We start from the raw sequence: 19,185 nt of genomic DNA, 5'->3' as shown, positions 1-19,185 counted from the left end.
GGGGATGAATAAAGCCCCACTGATTAAAGTTTCACTTAACCATAAATAAGCAATAGAAATATATACAAATTTCATCAAAATAATAGAACGGAATCGTCATGCTTATAATCGCACAGAGGAGTGCCGGAAATCCGGCGTGTATTTGCTGAATTTTCGGCAAAAGGGGGGATGACATTGCTAGCAGTTTCGACACAAGAAGTCATTGAGGCGATTTTGGGCAGTATAGATGAGGCCATACACGCAGTAGATGAAAATGGGATTACGATCTTTTATAATACAGTTGCTGCAAAACATGATGGATCCAAAATTGAAAAAGTATTAGGTAAGCATTTGTTAGAAGCATTTCCTTCTTTATCTAGGGAAACAAGTACATTGATGAAAGTATTAGATACGAAAAAACCAATTGTACATCAAGTACAGCATTATCAAAACTTAAATGGGGAAGACGTTTGTACAGTAAATACGACGCTACCTATATTTATTGATGGGAATATTGCTGGTGCTGTTGAAATTGCAAAGGACTATTCTACAATTCAACAACTTACTGATACAATTGTCGATTTACAGTCGAAAATAAAGCGATCATCTAATAAAAAAGTGATCAAAAAACATGTTGCGTTTGAGACGATAGTGACTAATGATGCTCGGTTTAAACAGACGAAAGAATTAGCGCAAAAAGTAGCGCCAACTGATGCAAATGTTTTAATATATGGGGAAACAGGAACAGGGAAAGAGCTATTTGTACAAGCGATTCATGAAGCTTCTAAACGGAAAAATAAGCCGTTTATTGCACAAAACTGTGCAGCGCTACCAGAGTCGCTATTAGAAAGTTTATTGTTTGGAACGACAAAAGGAAGTTATACAGGGGCAATTGAAAGAGCAGGACTATTTGAACTTGTAGATGGAGGGACATTATTTTTAGATGAACTGAATTCAATGCCGCTTGATTTACAAGCGAAAATGCTACGTGTATTAGAGGATGGGGTTATTCGTCGAATTGGTGATAATAAGACAAGAAAAGTAGATGTTCGCGTTATTACCGCAATGAATCAGCCACCAGAAGTATGTTTAAGAGAGAATAAAATTCGCACTGATTTATATTATAGATTAAATGTATTCTCGTTATATATTCCACCGCTACGCGAAAGAACTGAGGATGTAGTATTATTAGCTTCTTATTTTTTGAAAGAATATAATAAAAGTTATAAAAAAGGTGTACTTCAAATGGATAAGGAAGCGAAAGAAAGATTGCAAGATTATCAATGGCCTGGAAATGTCCGTGAGTTAAAACATACGATTGAACATGCTGTCATTATCGCAGAAGGGAATACATTAACAGCCAATTGTTTACCGCGTACATTTCGGAAAGAGAATCTTTCAAAGAAGAAGAGCATTTTACCACTTAGAGAAGCACTTCATCAAACGGAAAAGGAATTAATAGATCAAGCGTTAATTGAAACGGAAGGGAATATATTACAAGCTGCAAAAATGTTAGGTATCCCTCGTCAAACGCTTCAATATAAACTGAGCAAGTACGACAAAACCGCCGAATAATCGGCGGTTTTTGTGTGTTTGCACCAATAAAAGAGCGTTTACATATATAAAAAGTAATGAATATGATAGTATGTATGGATTTCATACAGCGTTTAAAAATATTTTTTCGTTTATGTAATAGGATTCGTCGTACATTTACTTATTAAAAATAGAAAGTTGGCATAACTATTGCTTATATAAAGGATGAGCGTATAAAAAGGGGGAATAGCAATGTTACATGATGTATACAAACCAAATCGTCACTGGAAGGATATCGAATTATGGAAAGATGTTACTGAAGAACAATGGAATGATTGGGTTTGGCAATTAACGAATACGATCAAAACTTTAGATGATTTAAAGAAAGTGATTAATTTAACACCTGATGAAGAAGAAGGCGTTAAAATTTCAACGAAAACGATCCCGTTAAACATTACACCGTACTATGCTTGGCTAATGAATCCTGATGACCCACGCTGTCCGATTCGGATGCAATCAGTACCGATTTCGGAAGAGTTATATAAAACAAAATATGATTTAGAAGATCCGCTTCATGAAGATGAAGATTCACCAGTTCCAGGGCTGACACATCGATATCCTGACCGCGTACTATTCTTAGTAACAAATCAATGCTCTATGTATTGTCGTTACTGTACGCGCCGTCGTTTTAGTGGACAAATTGGAATGGGTGTACCGAAGAAACAATTAGACGATGCGATTGCATACATTCGTGAAACACCGCAGGTACGAGATGTACTGATCTCTGGTGGGGACGGTCTTCTAATTAACGATAAAATTTTAGAATATGTATTAAAAAATTTACGAGAAATTCCGCATGTTGAGATTATTCGTATCGGAACGAGAGCGCCAGTAGTATTCCCGCAGCGTATTACAGAAAACCTTTGTAATATTATTAAAAAATACCATCCAGTATGGTTAAATACGCATTTTAACACTTCTATTGAGATTACAGAAGAATCGAAACTAGCATGTGAAATGCTCGCAAATGCAGGTGTCCCAATTGGAAACCAAGCTGTAATTCTGGCTGGAATTAATGACAGCGTTCCAATTATGAAAAAACTTATGCATGATTTAGTAAAAATTCGTGTTCGTCCATATTATATTTACCAATGTGATCTATCAGAAGGTATCGGTCATTTCCGTGCGCCAGTATCTAAAGGTCTTGAAATTATTGAAGGCTTACGCGGACATACTTCAGGTTATGCAGTACCGACATTCGTTGTTGATGCACCGGGTGGGGGCGGAAAAATTGCGCTTCAGCCAAACTATTTAATTTCACAAAGTGCGGATAAAGTTGTACTTCGTAACTTTGAAGGGGTTATTACGACGTATCCAGAACCAGAGAGCTACATTCCAGGAAGAGCTGAAGGTTACTTTAAAGAAATTTATCCGAACTACGAAGAAAAACGATCTGATGTTGGTATCGCAGGTTTAATGAGCGATAAGAAATTTAACCTTGTTCCAGACGATTTACAGCGTATGAACCGTCGTAAAGACTATGAAGATAATGAAACTCATGCATCTTTAAAAGATAAACGTGATAAGCGAGACCAATTAAAAGATAAAAAATATCAATCGCAAATGGCTAAATTAGAAGAAAATGACAAAAAAACCGAGGGTGATGCAGTATGAATTGTATGTGGTGTGACAGTACAGAAGCGAAAGAAAGCTTGAATACTGTATATTGGGAACTACCAGATGGTACGAAAGCCATTGAAATCCAAAAGACACCATGTATTTCTTGTTCCTCATGTGGAATGGACTATCAATCAGACCATACTGTAAAAGAAATTGAAGATCAGTTATTTTTAATTTATACGAAAGACTTGCCAAAACAACTAACATATGAAGAATTGATGGGAAGACCACGATTATTAAAAAGGAATTATTTCGACTTTTAACCAGCTTTTATGCTGGTTTTTTTCTTTTTCGCCTTGTATAATGTACCCAAGTTAGAAAGGTAGGGAATATTTTTGAAAAAGACATTTTACCATTATATGATGAAACATCGTGCAGCTTTATTTAAAAATGAAATATCCGATTTAGCAGAGGCGATGTATGATGATTTAAGTTTTCCGAAGCAATCTGAAGACTATGATGAAATTAGTTCATACTTAGAGTTAAGTGGAATGCTAGAAAGTATGTCTATATTTGATGAAGCATGGGATTTATACATACAAGAGAGATAGAAACAAAATGAAAACATACAGAATACATTACTGTTATAAAGTGAAGTATTCTGTATGTTTTTTTATACGAAATATCTTGATTTGGAGCTAGGTTACTTACTAGCTTTTTTTGCGTTGTATACTAATTTTGTGTGGTCATATTTTTTTGTTGAAAAAATTTATGAATATAAGCTTATGTGATAAGCGTTTTTATGTAGGTTGCATATACTGTTATCAAAATCACGACGTTAAAAAAAGGAGAGATATAGATGGCAAGAAAAAAACAACCTAAATACAACGTAGGGGACATAGTCGTGATTACGCTATATGGAACCGTTGGAAAAATCACAAATATGAAAGTTTTAGATGGAGCTTACGTATACGAAGTAAATAATCACGATGGATTTTATGTAGAGCAAACATTGCAGCACGTTTCAGAGCAAGATATGAAAAAAGGTGACACGGAGTGGATTGAATTAAATTATCATTTCACTTTTGGTGATCTTGTGCAAGTAACTGGATATGATAAAGATGTTTTTCGTATTGTTGGCTTTCGTACAGAAGTATGGAGATATAAAAATGATGCATGGGAAGATACTATATATGAATTGTCACGAATTACGGATGGTGAATGGTTAGAAGCGGATGAATCAGATTTAACGTTGCTTGCCAATGCTCAAACTGCAAATGCGATTTTGAAGAAAATGAAACAAGATAAAGCTGGAATGAATAAATTGGATTTAGGAAAATTGAAGTCAATTAATAACTCGAAAAAAGTGAGTGTTAAGACAAATCGTCAAGAAATCATTGATGGGTTACTTGATATTTATAACGATTATCAATTATTATTCGATACATTTAAAGATGAAGAATATAAAATTGTTATGGATGTTGTTCATAATTATTTAGTTAAATTGACAGAGAAAAAATAGTTAACTAGAAAGAGAGAATAAATTGAACAACAACATATGCAGTATAAGGTATGCCTACAATTATTAAAAAAATAAAAAGCCATTTGATAAGAGAGTCTGCCCATTTATCTTCATGCATGAACTCTTCTTTTGTTTGCTCTACTTCGTATTGGTGTTCCATTGTTATTTCCCCCTTTGAATAGCTTGTACTACAATCGTATGCACCTCGTCCAAATGATATGACCTATAAAAAATAAAAACTATTTTTCTAATCTCATATACATAATTTTGAGATTTTTTCATAAAACAGAAATAAAGGAGTGATGCTCATGAAGGAAATTGAAGTCGTAATTGATACGGAAGAGATTGCGGAGTTTTTTTATGAGCGACTAATTGAAAGAGGGTACGTTCCAAAACGAGAAGAAATCGAGGACCTTGCAGATATTACATTCGAGTATTTATTAGAGAAATGTATGATTGATGAAGTTTTTGATGAAGAGGAAGAATGAAAGTAACGGCGGGCTTAACTCGTCGTTTTTTACTCTTTACAAACTTGTCACAAACATAGTCGGTAATTATTGATATAATTAAAAGAAAATTTTATGCAAGAGGTGAAGGGATGTTCAAAAAAATTATTGATTCTTTATTAGGAAAGAAAAAATATCGATCGTACTCGAGTAGTGATTATCGCCGAAGAGGGCACTCTTATTCAAGTAGTGATTATAAGCGACGTTCTTCTGATTATGGGCATCATCATTATAAAAGAAAACGTAAAAGCCGTAGCTTCTTTTCAAGTAGCTGATGAAATGGCGTCATGTACTAGCTTTATTTGATAGACCACTGCGGAAAAATACAATTGTTGCAGAACGTTATAAAATTGAATCATTAATTGGAATGGGCAGTTATGGAGTTACATATGTCGTTAATGATTTGCAAATAAATAGATATAAAGTCTTAAAACAATTAAGACAAAGTAAACAAAGATACGAGTTTGGTAGAAGATCATTTGAACAGGAGAAAATGATTTTACAAACATTAAATCATCATGCAATTCCTAGTCTGTATGATGGTTTCATATGGGAGAAAAAGAGCTTTTTTGTGATGGAGCATATGCCTGGTAAAAATTTCGAAGATTATATTTTTCTAGATGGGCATATATATACAGAACGTGAAGTGTTTGAAATTTTATATGAAATATTAGGAATTGTTTCGGTTTTTCATAGTAAAGGTATTATTCACCGAGATTTACGTATTCCAAACATATTATTGAAAGAAAATCAAATTAGTATTATTGATTTTGGTTTGGCTAAATTTAAAGGTGAGGGTGATGAGCGAGCTACAACTTATGAAGGCGAACAAGCTTTGATGCGAGAAGTTCACTTTCGGAGTGATTTTTATGCTCTTGGTCATTTCTCGTTATTTTTATTATATGCAGGATATGAATCTACTGAAAAACATGAAAAACCATGGTATGAAGAATTAACTTTGGAAAATTATAATCGTGAAATGCTTATGCGAATGTTACAAATAAAAACACCGTATTATGAGAATGTACAAGATTTAAAAAAAGATGTAGCTTTTACTTTAGAAAGGATGGAGACTTCATGTTTCAAAAGTTTTTAGCAAGCGTTGGTATTGGTAGTGCGAAAGTTGATACTGTTCTTGACAAAGATGAGTATATAGTTGGAGAAGATATAGTAGGTAAGGTTCATATAACTGGAGGTTCAGTTAGCCAACAAATTGAAAGCATTTACTTAACGTTATCGACATCGTATGTACGAGAAGTGGATGATAAAAAAGTAACAGCAACGTATGATTTAGAGCGAGTTCGTTTAACAGAACCTTTTACTGTAGAGCCGAATGAAAAGATGGAAATTCCATTTTCATTTAAAATGCCAGTTGAAGCACCGCTTACACTTGGTATGAAAACGGTTTGGGTACATACAGGGCTTGATATTAAACGTAGTATAGATCCAAGCGATCGTGATTACATTCAAGTGTTGCCAAATGCACTGTTAAATAGTGTATTAGATAGTGTAAATCAATTAGGTTTTAAAGCACGTCATATAGAATGTGAAGAATTACCGCATCGATTACGCAAGCGAGTTCCATTCGCACAAGAATTTGAGTTCATTCCAGTTTCTGGAGAATACTATGGGAAATTAGATGAATTAGAATTATTAATCTTGCCAGGTGCTTACGACCGACTAGAAATTATTATGGAAGTAGATAGAAAATCTCGTGGATTAGCAGGTTTATTTGCAGAAGCACTTGATCTTGACGAGAAAACTATTCGATTTACTGTCACGAGTGAAGATATTCCGACGATGAAGCAAAAAATTAACAATTATCTTTTTTAATAAACTATGCATAAAAAAGAAATGGAGAGGAAAACTAAAACAACCGCTCCATTTTTTTGCATAGTGAGGTTATGTATGTGAAACGATATCGACATTTATACTTGTTAAGTTTTACGTTGCTCATTTGTTTTGTCGTATTATCACTTTCGTATCATACCGCTTGTATTGAGAAATTTGACAATATAGTCGCACACTTTATTCAAAGCTTTCGAAATGACTATTTGACAGCCTATTTTACCTGGGCGTCTTTTATCGGTTCCAAAAGAATATATTTTCCATTACTCATTATTCTCGTAATGTATTTTCTCGTTAGAAAGAAATTGCTTAGTGCATTACTTCTAACAATTAATTACTACGGATCTCGTTATTTGAACAGTATGCTTAAACTATGGTACGAACGGGCAAGGCCTGATGTAACGCAGCTTGTTACTGCAACTGGATATAGTTTTCCGAGCGGTCATACGATGAATGCTACTGCTTTTTTAGGATTTATTGCATACGTCACAATTACAGAAGAACGTATTACATTGCATAAAAAATTGTTGATTATTTTTATAGCTAGCTTTGTTGTATTATCTATTTCAGTTAGCCGAATTTATCTTGGCGTTCACTATCCATCTGACATATTAGCAGGATGGGCAGCTGGTGGTAGCTGGCTCGTTTTATGTGTTATATTTCATAAAACGTTCATTAAAAAAGAACCTATATCATAATAGGTTCTTTTTCCGTTGGTTCAACATGAATGTGTGCATGGTAAATGCCAAACTTTTTCCGAAGCATAGCCTCGATGTTGTCAGTAATACAATGACTTTCACCAACATCCATACGAGCATCTACCTCGATTGTAATATCAACGTACGTTTGATTCCCGTACATACGAGCGCGAATATCTACGATGTTTTCCACGCCACCAATACGTTCAATAGCACCAGCGTACTCTTCCATCTTATCTGGATCGATTCCATCCGTTAACATATGAGAAGCTTCTACGAAAATCTCCCATGCAGTTTTACAAATAATAAGGCCGACAATTAAAGCGGCAATAGGATCTAAAATAGGCATTTGGAACTGCGAACCGACAATACCTACTACTGTACCGATACTTACGAGGGCATCTGATAAATTATCCTTAGCAGCGGCTTCTAAGGATTTACTTTTTGTTCGAGCTGCAATCTTTTTCGTATACAAATACACACAGTACATAACGACAGCAGAAAATAAAGCAACCCACGCAGCGAGTAAATTAGGCGCTGCTTGTTTCGGATTTAAAAACGATTGAATGGCACTAACAACAACTTCTAATCCGACAGTCGCCATAATAAAAGAAGCAACAAGTGATGCGATTTGTTCTGCACGAGAATGCCCATATGGATGGTCTGGGTCGCGAGGCTTACGAGAAATTTTTAGACCGATTAATATTACTAAAGAAGCACCAATATCCGTTAAATTATTCAAACCATCAGCACGCAATGCGCTAGAGAGGGTAATATAACTGATGATAATTTTCATAGAGGATAAAAATATGTAGGCCATAATGCTGACAATAGCACCTTTATCAGCTTCTTTATGAGAAAGAGTATCCAATTTAATCACTCACCTTTCTTTAAAGGAATTTCTTTCTATAAATAGAGTATCAAACGAAACTCGTGTGGGTCTATACAAACATTGTTGACGTTTTATAGCTTTTTAAGTAGGGGATAACAAAGTTTCGTTAAGGAAAAAAATGTTGAAAAGTACAAAGCAGAAAGTTGTTAAGCAATTAACGAAGATTATGGTATAGGGAGAAAGGTGGCGAGAAAAATGATTCGCATAATTCCTTTCATATATATTTTTCGCAAAATGATCGTTTGCAATTCCTTGTGGGACTTATATAAAATGAATGATAAAAATAATTTCTTGGATAAGGAGAGGAGAAAAGCATTAATTATGTTCAATTGCCATAAAAAAACGAATACAACGAACATTTTGAAAACAAATTTAAAAACCTCTGAAAAATTATCAGAGGTTTTTTCGTTTTTTAGTATGCTTCTAAAAACTCAGTAACTTGCTCTTCAGTTTTTGCGTTAGCACTATGTAAGTGGCCTAGCTTTTCGCCATTTTGATAAACAAGTAAGCTTGGGATACCCATAACTTGATATTCTTCAGCAATACTTGGAAACTCATCTTTATTAATAGAATACCATTCAAATTTATTGAACTCTTCCATTACATCTCCAATAAAGTTGTCCATACGCACACAATCTGGGCACCACGTTGTAAAGAACTTAACAACTACTGGCTCCTCGCTTGCGATGATGTCTTTGAATTCCTTGTCAGACTTGATTTCTCTCATGTTTTTGACTCCTCTCAAATGTCACACGGATAAGCTAGTATTTTTATGCAAAATCCGTAATTGCAAACATTAGTGTTTTTGAAATAGATTGTTTGCAAAATCTTCGACTGCTTTTTCTTGAAGTTCTGGTACAACATGTGAGTAGGTGTCCAGTGTGATACCTACTCTTTCATGTCCTAAGCGTTCGCTGACGATCTTTAGATGAATACCTTGCTTTAACATAATTGTTGCATGAGTATGTCTTAGATCGTGGAACCGAATATCAGGAACCTCACTTTTCTTTATAAGCTTTTTCCAGAGCTGTGTCAAACTTCTGAAATTGCAGGTGTTATTATTATAAGTAGGGAAAATCAAATTGTATTCATGATAGCCATCGCTATAACGTTCTTTTCCTCAGATATTTTTATGAGTGAATGGAACAACAAGCAGGAAATTCAAAGAATGATGTAGAGGATGCATGTATGAATTTGGGGGAATCGTTAAAAGAAACTATTCTTTAAAACAATAAAACAATACCCACCTTACTTTGTTTGAGAGGAACAAGAAGGTGAGCTTCAATTAAATAAAACAGATTGGATTTGTGAAAATTGCGCTCAAATTATGCAGGAGCTAGGTAATGAAATTCATAACTAGTACCTGTTATATCTTGTTCCATATATAACAAAGTTGATTAGCTTCTGACTCAAGCGAGATTAAATGCTCAGTGCTAATAGAATTATTTGTATACATTTTGTTCTTTTGGATGTTAAGAACAGTATAATTCACATCTTTATGGTCAGTAGAAAATGTTGATTTATTTAGTAATGTCAATGTTGAGTTAATGTTCTATTTATCAATTCGCTCTTTTTTTCCTTTGAAGAACAGTTTGATAAGATGTGGCTCATCATTAACAAGCAATCCAAGTTCAGGTGAAGAACGGACGATTAAATCATCAGATACCCAATGCGATTTTCCTGGATCAAACCAAACGATATCTTTGTTTCTAATAAACTTTTTGTATTGTCTGATTACATCAATATAGTTCTGTTTTTTCTTTTGATCAACAGTTTGCACCAATGTTTCAAAACATTCAAATGATAGTTCGTTTTGATGAAATTTAATAACAGTTTCCCGTAATTGTTTCCAGTAATCAAAAACTGGGTGATATTCAGGTTGAGATTTTAGATTCTTTACAAAATTTGTTTTAGCTGCACTACTTTTCAGTGTGAAGTCTAAAAATTGTGTAAGTCCCACTTTAATTTTCGCCATGTTGTCCTCCTTTCCAAACATTAAATTGATTCGACAATGAAAAGGAAAATCCTGCATGTATTAAGGAGGGGGAACTAGATGTTAGAAAATCCAATGTCATGTGCAACGGATACGGTAAAGCTAATCCGCAAGAGTAAGAGAGGAATTGTTACAAATTTTATTTATGTTGATAGGAGGAACTAAACGAAAATGCAATTATACGAAAAAAGGTCCTGTTGTTTCCAACAGGACCTTTCCTAAAATGGCAAAGAGTAACTCTTACCTTACTCTTCTTACATATAATACCCTAAGAATGTAGATGTGTATACAACAGTAAATTCCAATATAATTATTCGAATATAGTGTTTAAAAATAAAACTTTGTGATTTAAATAAGGAATTAAATTACAAATGTTTATTTATCAAGGGATTTAAATAGGATGTTATCAACTTCTAGTTAATAAAGTGATATTACAATAATGAAATATGTAATTTTGCATACCGAAGTTTAAAAACTGTACAAGGTTATAAATCATTTAAATGTTACGGAAGTTGAGGGAGATTAATATGAAAATTGCATTTACCTTATTATTTTATTAAATAAACTAATTTGAATAGAAATTTGCCTTAGACATTTATTAAATTCAAGAATATTTATAACAATATAAGTAATAAACAGGTCTGATTTTTATAATGATGGAGGTGATTGATGTGGACATAACTCAAAGTATGGCAAGAATAGTGATTAATGGGAAAGATCTTCCGTTTACTTCAGTTAGAACATCTGTATGGAATCAAGGACCTGTAAATGATTTAATTGTTTCGACAAACCGGAGAGTTGAGGGGTTTTATCAGTTTATGTGGTCACAAGTACCAGTTACGCTTGCAATGTATTTTCTACAGGGAGCGGATTTGATGAGGTTTGCTAGAATTACTGGAATTAATCAAAGTGTAACAGGAGAATATATATATCATTTCTTTTGGGGATAAAATGCAGCTTAACCGTTTTTGTAATAAGTTAGATGGAAGTGAGTTGGTAATATTGTTTTATTCATATTGTTATTCTCAAGCGGGCATGCGACCAGCGTATGGTACGTCTATAACGTATAGCGGAGCACAAAGTACAGTTCAAGCTGTTCAACAAGCTTTACAAATGCAACAGCAAGGTATACAACCGTATTATTCATCCATGGAGTATTTTTACCCGGTGCATCATATTACACCGTATGGAAGTACTTTTCTTACCATCCCATATGGAACTGTATACAATTTATAAATAGTAAGGAATCAAGTTGTGTATTTAAATAAGGGTGCAAGTATAGAGCGCCCTTATTAGAAAAAATAATAGCTAGCCCAAACCTTATTAATCCCTCTTACATAATATGTGGTAATAAGCATGAAAGGGGAACTAGTATGTCTTGCTATTACTATTGTAGGGATTGTAAGGAGTATAAAAAGAAGAATCATGATTGTTGTAAGAAGACAAGTAAGTGTTATGCGGACAAGGACAAGCTTGTTAGGGCATCTGCATTTAGAGCTAGAAATACGGTGAATCAAACGGTTCCTGCCAATACTTTTGTAAAAGTATTGTTCCAAAATGAACAATTTGATTTAGCAAATGAGTATAATCCAGTAACGTCCATTTTTATTCCGAAGACTAGAGGGGTTTATTCTATTATTGGAACGATTGGTTTTTTTCCAAATGATATAAACTTAAATTATAGAGCGCGTGTAGAAATTCGTGTGAACGGAAACGCAGCAATCGCTATAGATAATGACTTTTTTGGTCCAATAAGTTTTGGAAATGTAGTAAGTGTTTCGACGATAGTCCAATTGAATGAAGGAGATCAAGTTGAAGTCTATGCACAAAGTAGTATAGATGGAGTTATAAGTCCATCAGAAGATGGTGCACATTTTGAAGCTGCAAGATTCCCTTCTCCAACTGAATAAAGCAAATCATTAAGCATTTTTCAGTATTATTGTTTTTCTAAAATATATAAGTAAATAGTTAAAATGTAGTTTATTTTAAAAAATGGAATTGAATAAATACACAAATCTAACAGAGATCAGTTTAAACGAAAGAGAGCCTGATGTGACTATCAAGCTCTTTTCTCAATGGCGAGGAGTAAGTCTTTTTATTAAAATATTAAAATGAATTATCGTATTTCAAATTATCAAATGTATAAAAAATGCAAGGGTTATTGTCGAGTCTATACTGATTAGATTGTTCATAAGCAGCAGAGAGATTTATCACTCGTGAAAATATACATGATGAACAAGTTTATATGTATAGAAGGATACGAATGATGGTTAAATAAAAAAAGAGCATACTTGAAAAGTACGCTCTAAAGAAAGATAGGTTTTATGAGTGGATAATCTCCATACGATAATATATGCTCACTTAATGAAAACGTGTAAAGAATCAATAAATTATCAATGGAATATCATGAAATGAGTAATTTAGAGCTATTAATGAGGTTGTTTTCTTTCCGAATTATCGAAGTGTCTAATTATAAAAATCGTGAATTACATGAATCAACAATGGAATAATGATAGCACTTCGGTTTCGTATTTCTTGTAATCTGGATATTGCGTGATAGTTTGACATTTAGGGGTGAGAAGTTGATTAATTATAGAAACATTTGTAATTACTTCGTTACAAGGACCGAAAAATGTAATTTTTAGTTTTGAGTTCGGTGGAACTTTGAACACGAGAGGTTTTTTTTTCATGAAATCAGCTCCTAATATTGATTATGAAATATCATTCACTTTTTGGTTCAGATGAATAGGTGTATTAATATAATATGTAATTTTAGTGAAGCTGGTTATAATACTGTAAAAAGACATTGTCATTGAAGGTAATGTGTTTAAAAGAATATGTATTTTAAAAAATAATAAAGATTCCTCTTATTTATATAATAGATTGCTAGCATTAGGCATAAGGGACTTATGATAAAGCAATCTTTGAATATGATAATAAAAAGGAGTTGAATGGTATAGGTTTTATTGTAGATATTTCAAAATGGAACGGAACTATTAATTGGGATATTGCAGCCTCTCAGCTAGATTTAGTTATTGCTAGAGTTCAAGATGGCTCGAATACGGTGGACTTTATGTATCAAAATTATGTGAATGAAATGAAAAAGCATAGGATTCCATTTGGTAATTATGCATTTTGCCGTTTTATATCTGTGGCTGATGCAAAGAAAGAGGACCAAGATTTTTGGAATCGTGGTGATAAATCTGCTAAGTTTTGGGTGGCGGATGTAGAAGTTCAAACGATGATAGATATGCAAGGCGGAACACAGGCATTTATAGATGAGTTACGTCGTTTAGGTGCGAAAAAAGTAGGATTATATGTAGGGCATCACACGTATATATCATTTGGAGCACGTAGTATTGAGGCGGATTTTGTTTGGATGGAGGGGATAAGCCGGCATACCCGTGTGATATTTGGCAATATACGGACTCTGGAAATGTTCCTGGTATTGGGAAATGTGATTTGAATCAATTGATAGGAAGTAAGAAGATTATTCAAATTTGAAGATAAAAACGTGACACATAGTCGATTCAAATGAAATGAATTACATGTAGAAAACACACTGTTTTCACAATAACAGTGTATAGTTACTTTTACATATTGATAAAAGTGAGGTATTTGAATTGAAAAAGAAAAAGCTATTTTTGGGAACGATAATTTCATGCGTGGTGCTAGCATTATCTGCATGTGGTTCCTCAGGAAACGTAGTAACATCAAAAGTAGGAAACGTTACAGAGAAAGAGTTAAGTAAAGAATTGCGCCAAAAATATGGAGAAAGTACTTTATATCAAATGATGTTAAGTAAGGCGTTGCTAGATAAATATAAAGTTTCAGATGAGGAAGCAAAAAAGAAAGTAGAAGAAGCGAAAGATAAAATGGGTGACAACTTTAAACCGACCTTAGAACAATTGGGATTGAAAAACGAAGATGAATTAAAAGAGAAAATGAAGCCAGAAATTGCATTTGAGAAAGCGATTAAAGCGACTGTTACAGAAAAAGATGTAAAAGATAACTATAAACCAGAAATGAAGGTAAGTCACATTTTAGTAAAAGATGAAAATACTGCTAAAGAGGTAAAAGAGAAAGTAAATAATGGTGAAGATTTTGCAGCATTAGCGAAGCAATATTCAGAAGACACGGGTTCAAAGGAACAGGGCGGGGAAATACCTGGTTTTGCTCCTGGGCAAACAGTGAAAGAATTTGAAGAAGCTGCGTATAAATTAGATGCAGGGCAAGTTAGTGAGCCAGTTAAAACAACTTACGGTTACCATATTATTAAAGTGACTGATAAAAAAGAATTGAAGCCGTTTGATGAAGTAAAGGGTGAAATTCGTAAAGATTTAGAACAACAAAGACTACAAGATACGACAGGTAAATGGAAACAACAAGTAGTCACTGATTTATTGAAAGATGCTGATATTAAGGTAAATGATAAAGAATTTGAAAATACATTTGAATTTTTAGAAGAGAAATAATATGAAAAGAGGAAAAACAGAGATTGAGCTTAGTGCTAAATTTCTGTTTTTTTTCGTGTTAAAACACTTGAAGATTTGATTCAATATTATTCCGAAGCAAATGAAACAAAATGCAGCTGGTTTATCAAAAAAAGTTAGGTAACCTAAATTAGAAAAGGGAACTCATATAGAGTTCCCTTTTCTAATTAGTGTGTGTGTTATAAATAGATAGTAAGATAATACAATATTACATTTTAATATTAAGAATTACAATAGAAAATTGTGGATATTATTGAAAAGAAAAAAATCAATTCATAGAATGTTGATATTATAATGTTTTAGTTATTTAATTTTACTTGAAAAATGAGAGGTTTGTTTGATAAAGGAACAATAAAATATGGATATAAAAAATCAATGATTAAAATTATTTGTTGTGGGAAAATATAAGAATAACTCTTTTCAAAAGAACATAAGTTCGTGTATAATTAAAGCGAACTTATGTTCTTTTTTGGTAGGGACATTATTTAAAGTCTAGTAATTATTAAAAATAACAAAGAAACATTATGTGCTAAATAAAATGGATCAATGATCAAGGAGATAAAGAAATGAATCAAGTAAAGATACAGAAAAAAGAAAGAGAGTGGGTTCCATTTACAGTAACGTCAGAGCAATTGTTAAGTATGCGAAAGATTATTGGAGAAAAATTAAAAGTACAAAAGCCGATTTTAACAAACGAAGCAAAAGAGAGAATTTCTGATAAATTGTTAACTTCATTATTGTCTGAGAAAGAAATGTTGGTGACATATTTTGAAGATGGCTACATACTTACAAGCTATATGACAGTCGTACATATTAATCCGGTAAAGCAGCTTGTAATGTGTACAGACGCTTTTTATAAAACTTATGTATTTAATGGTATGGATATCATTGAAATAACGTAAAAGAAGCTGAAATTTAAAGAATAAGAAAAAAGAAAAATCATACAAAAAAGCAGCTAGCTTCATACTAGCTGCTGAGCCCCAGGGAAAGGGAGAAAAAGATAGGGTACTCCAAAAATCAACAATAGCTGTGTAGCAGCCTGATTATAGTATAGGCAAATTTAAAATTTCTAAACAGAACGATGGAAAAATAGGGTTAGGCCGTACCTACTTGATTTTGATCTGCAAGGTCAGAATCAAACGTATTAGTCGCACTAACGCCGCTAAAAGTATTAACAACAAAACCAACATTTGATGCGCCAGATCCATTATAAGCTTTCGTATTTTCTTTCGGAGAAACGTTGTAGAAATCACCTAAGTTAAATGAACCGTTACTATTTTGTACAACTAAATTTCCTACAACTGATGGCATGTTTTTCACCTACTTTACAATTAATTGTTAACACTACTATATGGATTTATAGTCCAAATGGTTCATTTTACAAAGAGTGTGGAACGGTAAAACTTTGGAAATACAGTTTAATCCTTCAAAAGTGTGCTAAAATTAAAGTTAAGTAATTAAAAGAATAAGTTTGTATAATTAATATATATGAAAATAAAGGAGGCAAAATGTCATGAATGATGTTATAAAAAAAGTAGATTTAACAGATGCAAAATCAAGTACTCTTGTTGCGCTTATTTATAGTAATGAAGTTATATTGGTTGAAGAAGCATTTTGTCCAAATGAAATAAAATTAAAGTTTAATGAAATTGCAATTTTATCGGCAATTAAAACAGCGCATATTACGAAAGTATCCATAAGGAAAGAACTTGAAGCGATTTTTCATGATACTGGTGTTTTATTGGTGAAGCAAAATGTTGATTATGGTAGCAGTCAATCTATTACCATGCATTTTGAACAATTCAAAAAGTTGCAAAATGAAATTGAGAATTTAAATAAGAGTATGTAATAAGAGTATTTGTCCCAGCGATGGTAGTCAGGAAAGAAGGAATTATTATTAATATGAGTTCTAGCTAGGGAAGAGAAGATGAGCTTGCATCATACTGCGCCTCGAAGTTTGTAATTGAAGGTAAGGTATTACGAAATCTACGGCGCTGGAATTACCCCATGACATGGCTGTAGTTGCTTTAGGTCCTAGAGGGAGTATTAGTACCCAAATTTTGAATTCATGTGCACCACAATATGTAAATGAATCACCTACACCTGAAATGTGGTCACATAAAGCAATTCGATATATTAAATAGATAATAATGGGAAAATATTGAAAAATGATTCATCAAAAAAAGTACCTTAACGGTGCTTTTTTTATATTAATAGCACATAATATAATGCACAAAATTACATATAAAAAATAAAATAAGAGATTAGGGTAACATTTGTTTATTACGAAAGTACTAAAAAATTTCTATATAGGTGATAAAAATGAATCCAAGCAAATTAAAAGTTACAGGAGCATGGTTTCAAGTAGGTGGAAATCTTACAGCGGCAATTGGAACGACTAGAGGATTTAATGGAGAAGAAAAAGTTGAATCAGATCTTGTTATTGTAGGAAGCTCATTACAAGCCCTCGGGTATATATTACAAATTGTGGCAAGTAATTATAGCGAAGATGAAGGGAATAGTGAAAATCAAAATATATGTTTGGACAATCAAAGTAAGTTACTTGATAAAATGGGGATTGAATTATTAGCATTAGGAAATATATCAAATGTAATAGGAACGTATTTTAATATAAACGAACAATTGAAAGAGAATGATTATCTTATAATTGTTGGGAACAGTTTACAATCGATTGGTGCCTTTTTAGGAGTAGAAGCAGCATTGATAGAGAGAAAGGCCATACAAAGAATTATTATTTTAGGCAATTCTATGCAAAGTTTAGGAGCCGGACTTCAAGCGTATCAAGGAATTATTAATTTATCGGAAGATGAAGTTGAAAATGAAGACAGTATTATGGATAAGAAGAATAAGAGGATAATAGCACTCATCGGTATTTGGATACAAGCAATAGGAACTGTTATTTCTGCAATTGGACTAACTATAATAGAGGAAGAAGAGAGATTAGAAAAAAATAAAGGTATTAAAATACAATTTAAAGGCAGTATGTAAAATTGACGTAGTAGGTTTTTTTGCCTATGAATAGAATATATAACAGTAGAAAAGTTTTTATTGTGTAATTGAAATGTATGAAACACCAAAATAATAGGGTTGATTAGCGTAAGAAAAGAAGAGAGGTAAAAATATAAAACAAGGAGTTTTCAAGAGATGATGTATTTATTAGCAATTTTTCTTCCACCTGTAGCGGTATTATTTTGCGGAAAACCATTTCAAGCAATAATAAATTTCATATTAACATTAATATTTTGGGTGCCAGGAGTTATACATGCAATTCTTGTTGTCCATGAAAAAAAAGCTGATCAGCGTTTGAAAAAACAAATTCAAGCGTATGATGAAATTAATAAGAAAAATAGAAGATAACTGTAGCGTGAAAAAAGAAAGGGGGATTATCCTCCTTTCTTTTTTATATAGCGCTTAAGTTTAAATTTTAGTGTAGCGGTAAGAATTTTTAATATAAGTAGTATGATAATAACTTTTAGAGTGTGCGTTTAATAAACCAGTGTAAATGCTTTCTGGCACGTTAAAGAAATCATACATACCATTCTTTAGTTGAATTCTTAAAATCATAGCAAAAGGATTATAGCCAACAGCAACTAAATTTTTTGAGGTAACGGGAGCGAGCTTCATCATTACGCAACTCCTTACTTTTCATTTTAGATGGTTGCTTGTAAATAAGGGGATTGTAGTGTTGAAATCCTCATAATTAAAGAGGTATTATATTTATATGCAATATATCAAATGTTCTTTATACGTAATTATAAGGAAGTTCACACGAAGTACATATCGTTGTGCTATTTTTATTTCACCTTTGGTTTATAAATAAGAAAATATTGACCATTTGAAAAAAAGGTATATTATTTATACGAGGTATTAAAAATTCACTTCTTACATTCTATGCTTTAAGGGGCAGCATTATTAGAAAAATAGAAGTGAAAATAGCTTGTATTAAGAAGTATTCTGAAATTTATAATCTGTGAATTGGGAAAATATTGAATGCTCCAGGTTAATACACTTTCTTGACTAAATGTATTTATGAAGGTGACCTCAATATTTTCAAGTAAATCAACGGGAGAATTGAAAGGC

The 19,185-nt window shown here is 32.7% G+C and carries 24 protein-coding genes and 4 pseudogenes; 20 read left to right on the top strand and 8 right to left on the bottom strand.

The features are described from left to right. Positions 1-168 precede the first annotated feature (168 nt). From rocR to COC96_RS01330, 5 genes are all read left to right on the top strand, one after another. Positions 169-1,554: an arginine utilization transcriptional regulator RocR gene (gene rocR, locus COC96_RS01350; protein WP_098266705.1), complete on the top strand. Its 1,386-nt coding sequence runs from the start codon at positions 169-171 to the stop codon at positions 1,552-1,554. 210 nt (positions 1,555-1,764) lie between these two features. Further along, on the top strand, positions 1,765-3,186 hold the full coding sequence (gene ablA, locus COC96_RS01345) for a lysine 2,3-aminomutase (protein WP_098266706.1): 1,422 nt from the start codon (positions 1,765-1,767) through the stop codon (positions 3,184-3,186). Next, on the top strand, positions 3,183-3,455 hold the full coding sequence (locus tag COC96_RS01340) for a YokU family protein (RefSeq protein ID WP_000995766.1): 273 nt from the start codon (positions 3,183-3,185) through the stop codon (positions 3,453-3,455). Before ablA ends, COC96_RS01340 begins: the two co-directional genes overlap by 4 nt. 72 nt (positions 3,456-3,527) lie before the next feature. Then, positions 3,528-3,743 carry a YozE family protein gene (locus tag COC96_RS01335; protein ID WP_071745820.1) on the top strand — a complete coding sequence of 72 codons (216 nt, stop codon included), beginning with the start codon at positions 3,528-3,530 and terminating at the stop codon, positions 3,741-3,743. A 248-nt stretch (positions 3,744-3,991) separates the two neighbouring features. After that, entirely contained in the window at positions 3,992-4,654 is a 663-nt protein-coding gene (locus COC96_RS01330) for a hypothetical protein (RefSeq protein WP_097906057.1), read from the top strand. A 4-nt stretch (positions 4,655-4,658) separates the two neighbouring features. Here COC96_RS01330 and COC96_RS01325 read toward each other — a convergent pair whose 3' ends face one another. Continuing rightward, entirely contained in the window at positions 4,659-4,814 is a 156-nt protein-coding gene (locus COC96_RS01325) for a DUF3930 family protein (RefSeq protein ID WP_097906058.1), read from the bottom strand. 148 nt (positions 4,815-4,962) lie between these two features. On the opposite strand from COC96_RS01325, the gene COC96_RS01320 reads away from it, so the two are divergent. The 5 genes from COC96_RS01320 to COC96_RS01300 all read left to right on the top strand — a co-directional run bounded on the left by COC96_RS01320 (position 4,963) and on the right by COC96_RS01300 (position 7,706). Then, positions 4,963-5,142: a YozD family protein gene (locus COC96_RS01320; RefSeq protein ID WP_097906059.1), complete on the top strand. Its 180-nt coding sequence runs from the start codon at positions 4,963-4,965 to the stop codon at positions 5,140-5,142. Positions 5,143-5,252: 110 nt separating this feature from the next. After that, positions 5,253-5,435, top strand: a complete 183-nt coding sequence (locus COC96_RS01315; protein WP_141436551.1) for a hypothetical protein — start codon at positions 5,253-5,255, stop codon at positions 5,433-5,435. Continuing rightward, positions 5,435-6,256 (top strand): serine/threonine protein kinase, encoded by an 822-nt coding sequence (locus COC96_RS01310; RefSeq protein WP_098266707.1) that lies wholly within the window; start codon positions 5,435-5,437, stop codon positions 6,254-6,256. The genes COC96_RS01315 and COC96_RS01310 overlap by 1 nt, the downstream gene beginning before the upstream one ends. Continuing rightward, positions 6,238-6,993: a sporulation protein gene (locus COC96_RS01305; protein ID WP_098768133.1), complete on the top strand. Its 756-nt coding sequence runs from the start codon at positions 6,238-6,240 to the stop codon at positions 6,991-6,993. Before COC96_RS01310 ends, COC96_RS01305 begins: the two co-directional genes overlap by 19 nt. A gap of 77 nt (positions 6,994-7,070) precedes the next feature. Next, positions 7,071-7,706, top strand: coding sequence for a phosphatase PAP2 family protein (locus tag COC96_RS01300; RefSeq protein WP_142339940.1), 636 nt, complete (start codon positions 7,071-7,073; stop codon positions 7,704-7,706). Here the strand turns inward: COC96_RS01300 and COC96_RS01295 are convergent. The 4 genes and pseudogenes from COC96_RS01295 to COC96_RS01275 form a co-directional block, all read right to left on the bottom strand. After that, the gene (locus COC96_RS01295; protein WP_142339939.1) at positions 7,696-8,577 is read right to left on the bottom strand and encodes a cation diffusion facilitator family transporter; all 882 of its coding nucleotides are present in this window, start codon (positions 8,575-8,577) and stop codon (positions 7,696-7,698) included. The genes COC96_RS01300 and COC96_RS01295 overlap by 11 nt on opposite strands. A 433-nt stretch (positions 8,578-9,010) precedes the next feature. Next, positions 9,011-9,325, bottom strand: a complete 315-nt coding sequence (locus COC96_RS01285) for a thioredoxin family protein (protein ID WP_001206934.1) — start codon at positions 9,323-9,325, stop codon at positions 9,011-9,013. Between the two features lie 69 nt (positions 9,326-9,394). Beyond that, positions 9,395-9,715 (bottom strand): annotated as a pseudogene (locus tag COC96_RS01280) (tyrosine-type recombinase/integrase); the annotation flags it as partial. Positions 9,716-9,964: 249 nt separating this feature from the next. After that, positions 9,965-10,573 (bottom strand): annotated as a pseudogene (locus COC96_RS01275) (hypothetical protein). Positions 10,574-11,244: 671 nt separating this feature from the next. Between COC96_RS01275 and COC96_RS01270 the strand changes: the two are divergent. The 3 genes from COC96_RS01270 to COC96_RS01260 all read left to right on the top strand — a co-directional run bounded on the left by COC96_RS01270 (position 11,245) and on the right by COC96_RS01260 (position 12,501). Beyond that, positions 11,245-11,541, top strand: coding sequence for a hypothetical protein (locus tag COC96_RS01270; protein WP_097905369.1), 297 nt, complete (start codon positions 11,245-11,247; stop codon positions 11,539-11,541). A 52-nt stretch (positions 11,542-11,593) separates the two neighbouring features. Then, positions 11,594-11,827, top strand: coding sequence for a DUF3947 family protein (locus COC96_RS01265; RefSeq protein WP_097905374.1), 234 nt, complete (start codon positions 11,594-11,596; stop codon positions 11,825-11,827). Positions 11,828-11,964: 137 nt separating this feature from the next. Further along, positions 11,965-12,501, top strand: coding sequence for a C1q-like domain-containing protein (locus COC96_RS01260; protein WP_098266714.1), 537 nt, complete (start codon positions 11,965-11,967; stop codon positions 12,499-12,501). A 585-nt stretch (positions 12,502-13,086) separates the two neighbouring features. Here COC96_RS01260 and COC96_RS01255 read toward each other — a convergent pair. Further along, entirely contained in the window at positions 13,087-13,281 is a 195-nt protein-coding gene (locus COC96_RS01255; protein WP_098266715.1) for a hypothetical protein, read from the bottom strand. A 266-nt stretch (positions 13,282-13,547) separates the two neighbouring features. Here COC96_RS01255 and COC96_RS01250 point away from each other — a divergent pair. The 3 genes and pseudogenes from COC96_RS01250 to COC96_RS01240 all read left to right on the top strand — a co-directional run. After that, positions 13,548-14,083 (top strand): annotated as a pseudogene (locus COC96_RS01250) (glycoside hydrolase family 25 protein); the annotation flags it as partial. Positions 14,084-14,214: 131 nt separating this feature from the next. Continuing rightward, positions 14,215-15,066: a peptidylprolyl isomerase PrsA gene (locus COC96_RS01245; protein WP_098266716.1), complete on the top strand. Its 852-nt coding sequence runs from the start codon at positions 14,215-14,217 to the stop codon at positions 15,064-15,066. 584 nt (positions 15,067-15,650) lie between these two features. Further along, the gene (locus tag COC96_RS01240; RefSeq protein WP_098768131.1) at positions 15,651-15,986 is read left to right on the top strand and encodes a YolD-like family protein; all 336 of its coding nucleotides are present in this window, start codon (positions 15,651-15,653) and stop codon (positions 15,984-15,986) included. A 193-nt stretch (positions 15,987-16,179) separates the two neighbouring features. Here COC96_RS01240 and gerPF read toward each other — a convergent pair whose 3' ends face one another. Next, a complete protein-coding gene (gerPF, locus tag COC96_RS01235) occupies positions 16,180-16,395 on the bottom strand; it encodes a spore germination protein GerPF (protein WP_001141569.1) in 216 nt (71 codons plus the stop codon). A 202-nt stretch (positions 16,396-16,597) separates the two neighbouring features. Here gerPF and COC96_RS01230 point away from each other — a divergent pair, with 202 nt between their 5' ends. From COC96_RS01230 to COC96_RS01215, 4 genes and pseudogenes are all read left to right on the top strand, one after another. After that, the gene (locus tag COC96_RS01230) at positions 16,598-16,933 is read left to right on the top strand and encodes a hypothetical protein (protein ID WP_098266718.1); all 336 of its coding nucleotides are present in this window, start codon (positions 16,598-16,600) and stop codon (positions 16,931-16,933) included. Then, positions 16,930-17,228 (top strand): annotated as a pseudogene (locus COC96_RS01225) (SDR family NAD(P)-dependent oxidoreductase); the annotation flags it as partial. The gene COC96_RS01230 and the pseudogene COC96_RS01225, both read left to right, overlap by 4 nt. Positions 17,229-17,406: 178 nt before the next feature. Beyond that, the gene (locus COC96_RS01220) at positions 17,407-18,093 is read left to right on the top strand and encodes a DUF6944 family repetitive protein (RefSeq protein ID WP_098768130.1); all 687 of its coding nucleotides are present in this window, start codon (positions 17,407-17,409) and stop codon (positions 18,091-18,093) included. A 156-nt stretch (positions 18,094-18,249) separates the two neighbouring features. After that, on the top strand, positions 18,250-18,462 hold the full coding sequence (locus tag COC96_RS01215) for a YqaE/Pmp3 family membrane protein (RefSeq protein ID WP_098266720.1): 213 nt from the start codon (positions 18,250-18,252) through the stop codon (positions 18,460-18,462). A gap of 60 nt (positions 18,463-18,522) precedes the next feature. On the opposite strand, the gene COC96_RS01210 is transcribed toward COC96_RS01215, so the two are convergent. Further along, positions 18,523-18,732 carry a KTSC domain-containing protein gene (locus tag COC96_RS01210; protein ID WP_141436484.1) on the bottom strand — a complete coding sequence of 70 codons (210 nt, stop codon included), beginning with the start codon at positions 18,730-18,732 and terminating at the stop codon, positions 18,523-18,525. Positions 18,733-19,185: the final 453 nt, after the last annotated feature.

The sequence above is a fragment of the Bacillus cereus genome (assembly GCF_002577405.1).
GTDB classification, from domain to species: Bacteria; Bacillota; Bacilli; order Bacillales; family Bacillaceae_G; genus Bacillus_A; species Bacillus_A cereus_AU.
Note: the sequence above shows the minus strand (reverse complement) of the source record. Positions and strands in the feature narration are given on the sequence as shown.

Coding starts and splice junctions, on each gene's coding strand:
- rocR (WP_098266705.1), top strand. CDS start 169: ATGACATTGCTAGCAGTTTCGACACAAGAAGTCATTGAGGCGATTTTG.
- ablA (WP_098266706.1), top strand. CDS start 1,765: ATGTTACATGATGTATACAAACCAAATCGTCACTGGAAGGATATCGAA.
- COC96_RS01340 (WP_000995766.1), top strand. CDS start 3,183: ATGAATTGTATGTGGTGTGACAGTACAGAAGCGAAAGAAAGCTTGAAT.
- COC96_RS01330 (WP_097906057.1), top strand. CDS start 3,992: ATGGCAAGAAAAAAACAACCTAAATACAACGTAGGGGACATAGTCGTG.
- COC96_RS01325 (WP_097906058.1), bottom strand. CDS start 4,814: ATGGAACACCAATACGAAGTAGAGCAAACAAAAGAAGAGTTCATGCAT.
- COC96_RS01320 (WP_097906059.1), top strand. CDS start 4,963: ATGAAGGAAATTGAAGTCGTAATTGATACGGAAGAGATTGCGGAGTTT.
- COC96_RS01315 (WP_141436551.1), top strand. CDS start 5,253: ATGTTCAAAAAAATTATTGATTCTTTATTAGGAAAGAAAAAATATCGA.
- COC96_RS01310 (WP_098266707.1), top strand. CDS start 5,435: ATGAAATGGCGTCATGTACTAGCTTTATTTGATAGACCACTGCGGAAA.
- COC96_RS01305 (WP_098768133.1), top strand. CDS start 6,238: ATGTTTCAAAAGTTTTTAGCAAGCGTTGGTATTGGTAGTGCGAAAGTT.
- COC96_RS01285 (WP_001206934.1), bottom strand. CDS start 9,325: ATGAGAGAAATCAAGTCTGACAAGGAATTCAAAGACATCATCGCAAGC.
- COC96_RS01270 (WP_097905369.1), top strand. CDS start 11,245: ATGATGGAGGTGATTGATGTGGACATAACTCAAAGTATGGCAAGAATA.
- COC96_RS01260 (WP_098266714.1), top strand. CDS start 11,965: ATGTCTTGCTATTACTATTGTAGGGATTGTAAGGAGTATAAAAAGAAG.
- COC96_RS01255 (WP_098266715.1), bottom strand. CDS start 13,281: ATGAAAAAAAAACCTCTCGTGTTCAAAGTTCCACCGAACTCAAAACTA.
- COC96_RS01240 (WP_098768131.1), top strand. CDS start 15,651: ATGAATCAAGTAAAGATACAGAAAAAAGAAAGAGAGTGGGTTCCATTT.
- gerPF (WP_001141569.1), bottom strand. CDS start 16,395: ATGCCATCAGTTGTAGGAAATTTAGTTGTACAAAATAGTAACGGTTCA.
- COC96_RS01230 (WP_098266718.1), top strand. CDS start 16,598: ATGAATGATGTTATAAAAAAAGTAGATTTAACAGATGCAAAATCAAGT.
- COC96_RS01220 (WP_098768130.1), top strand. CDS start 17,407: ATGAATCCAAGCAAATTAAAAGTTACAGGAGCATGGTTTCAAGTAGGT.
- COC96_RS01215 (WP_098266720.1), top strand. CDS start 18,250: ATGATGTATTTATTAGCAATTTTTCTTCCACCTGTAGCGGTATTATTT.
- COC96_RS01210 (WP_141436484.1), bottom strand. CDS start 18,732: ATGATGAAGCTCGCTCCCGTTACCTCAAAAAATTTAGTTGCTGTTGGC.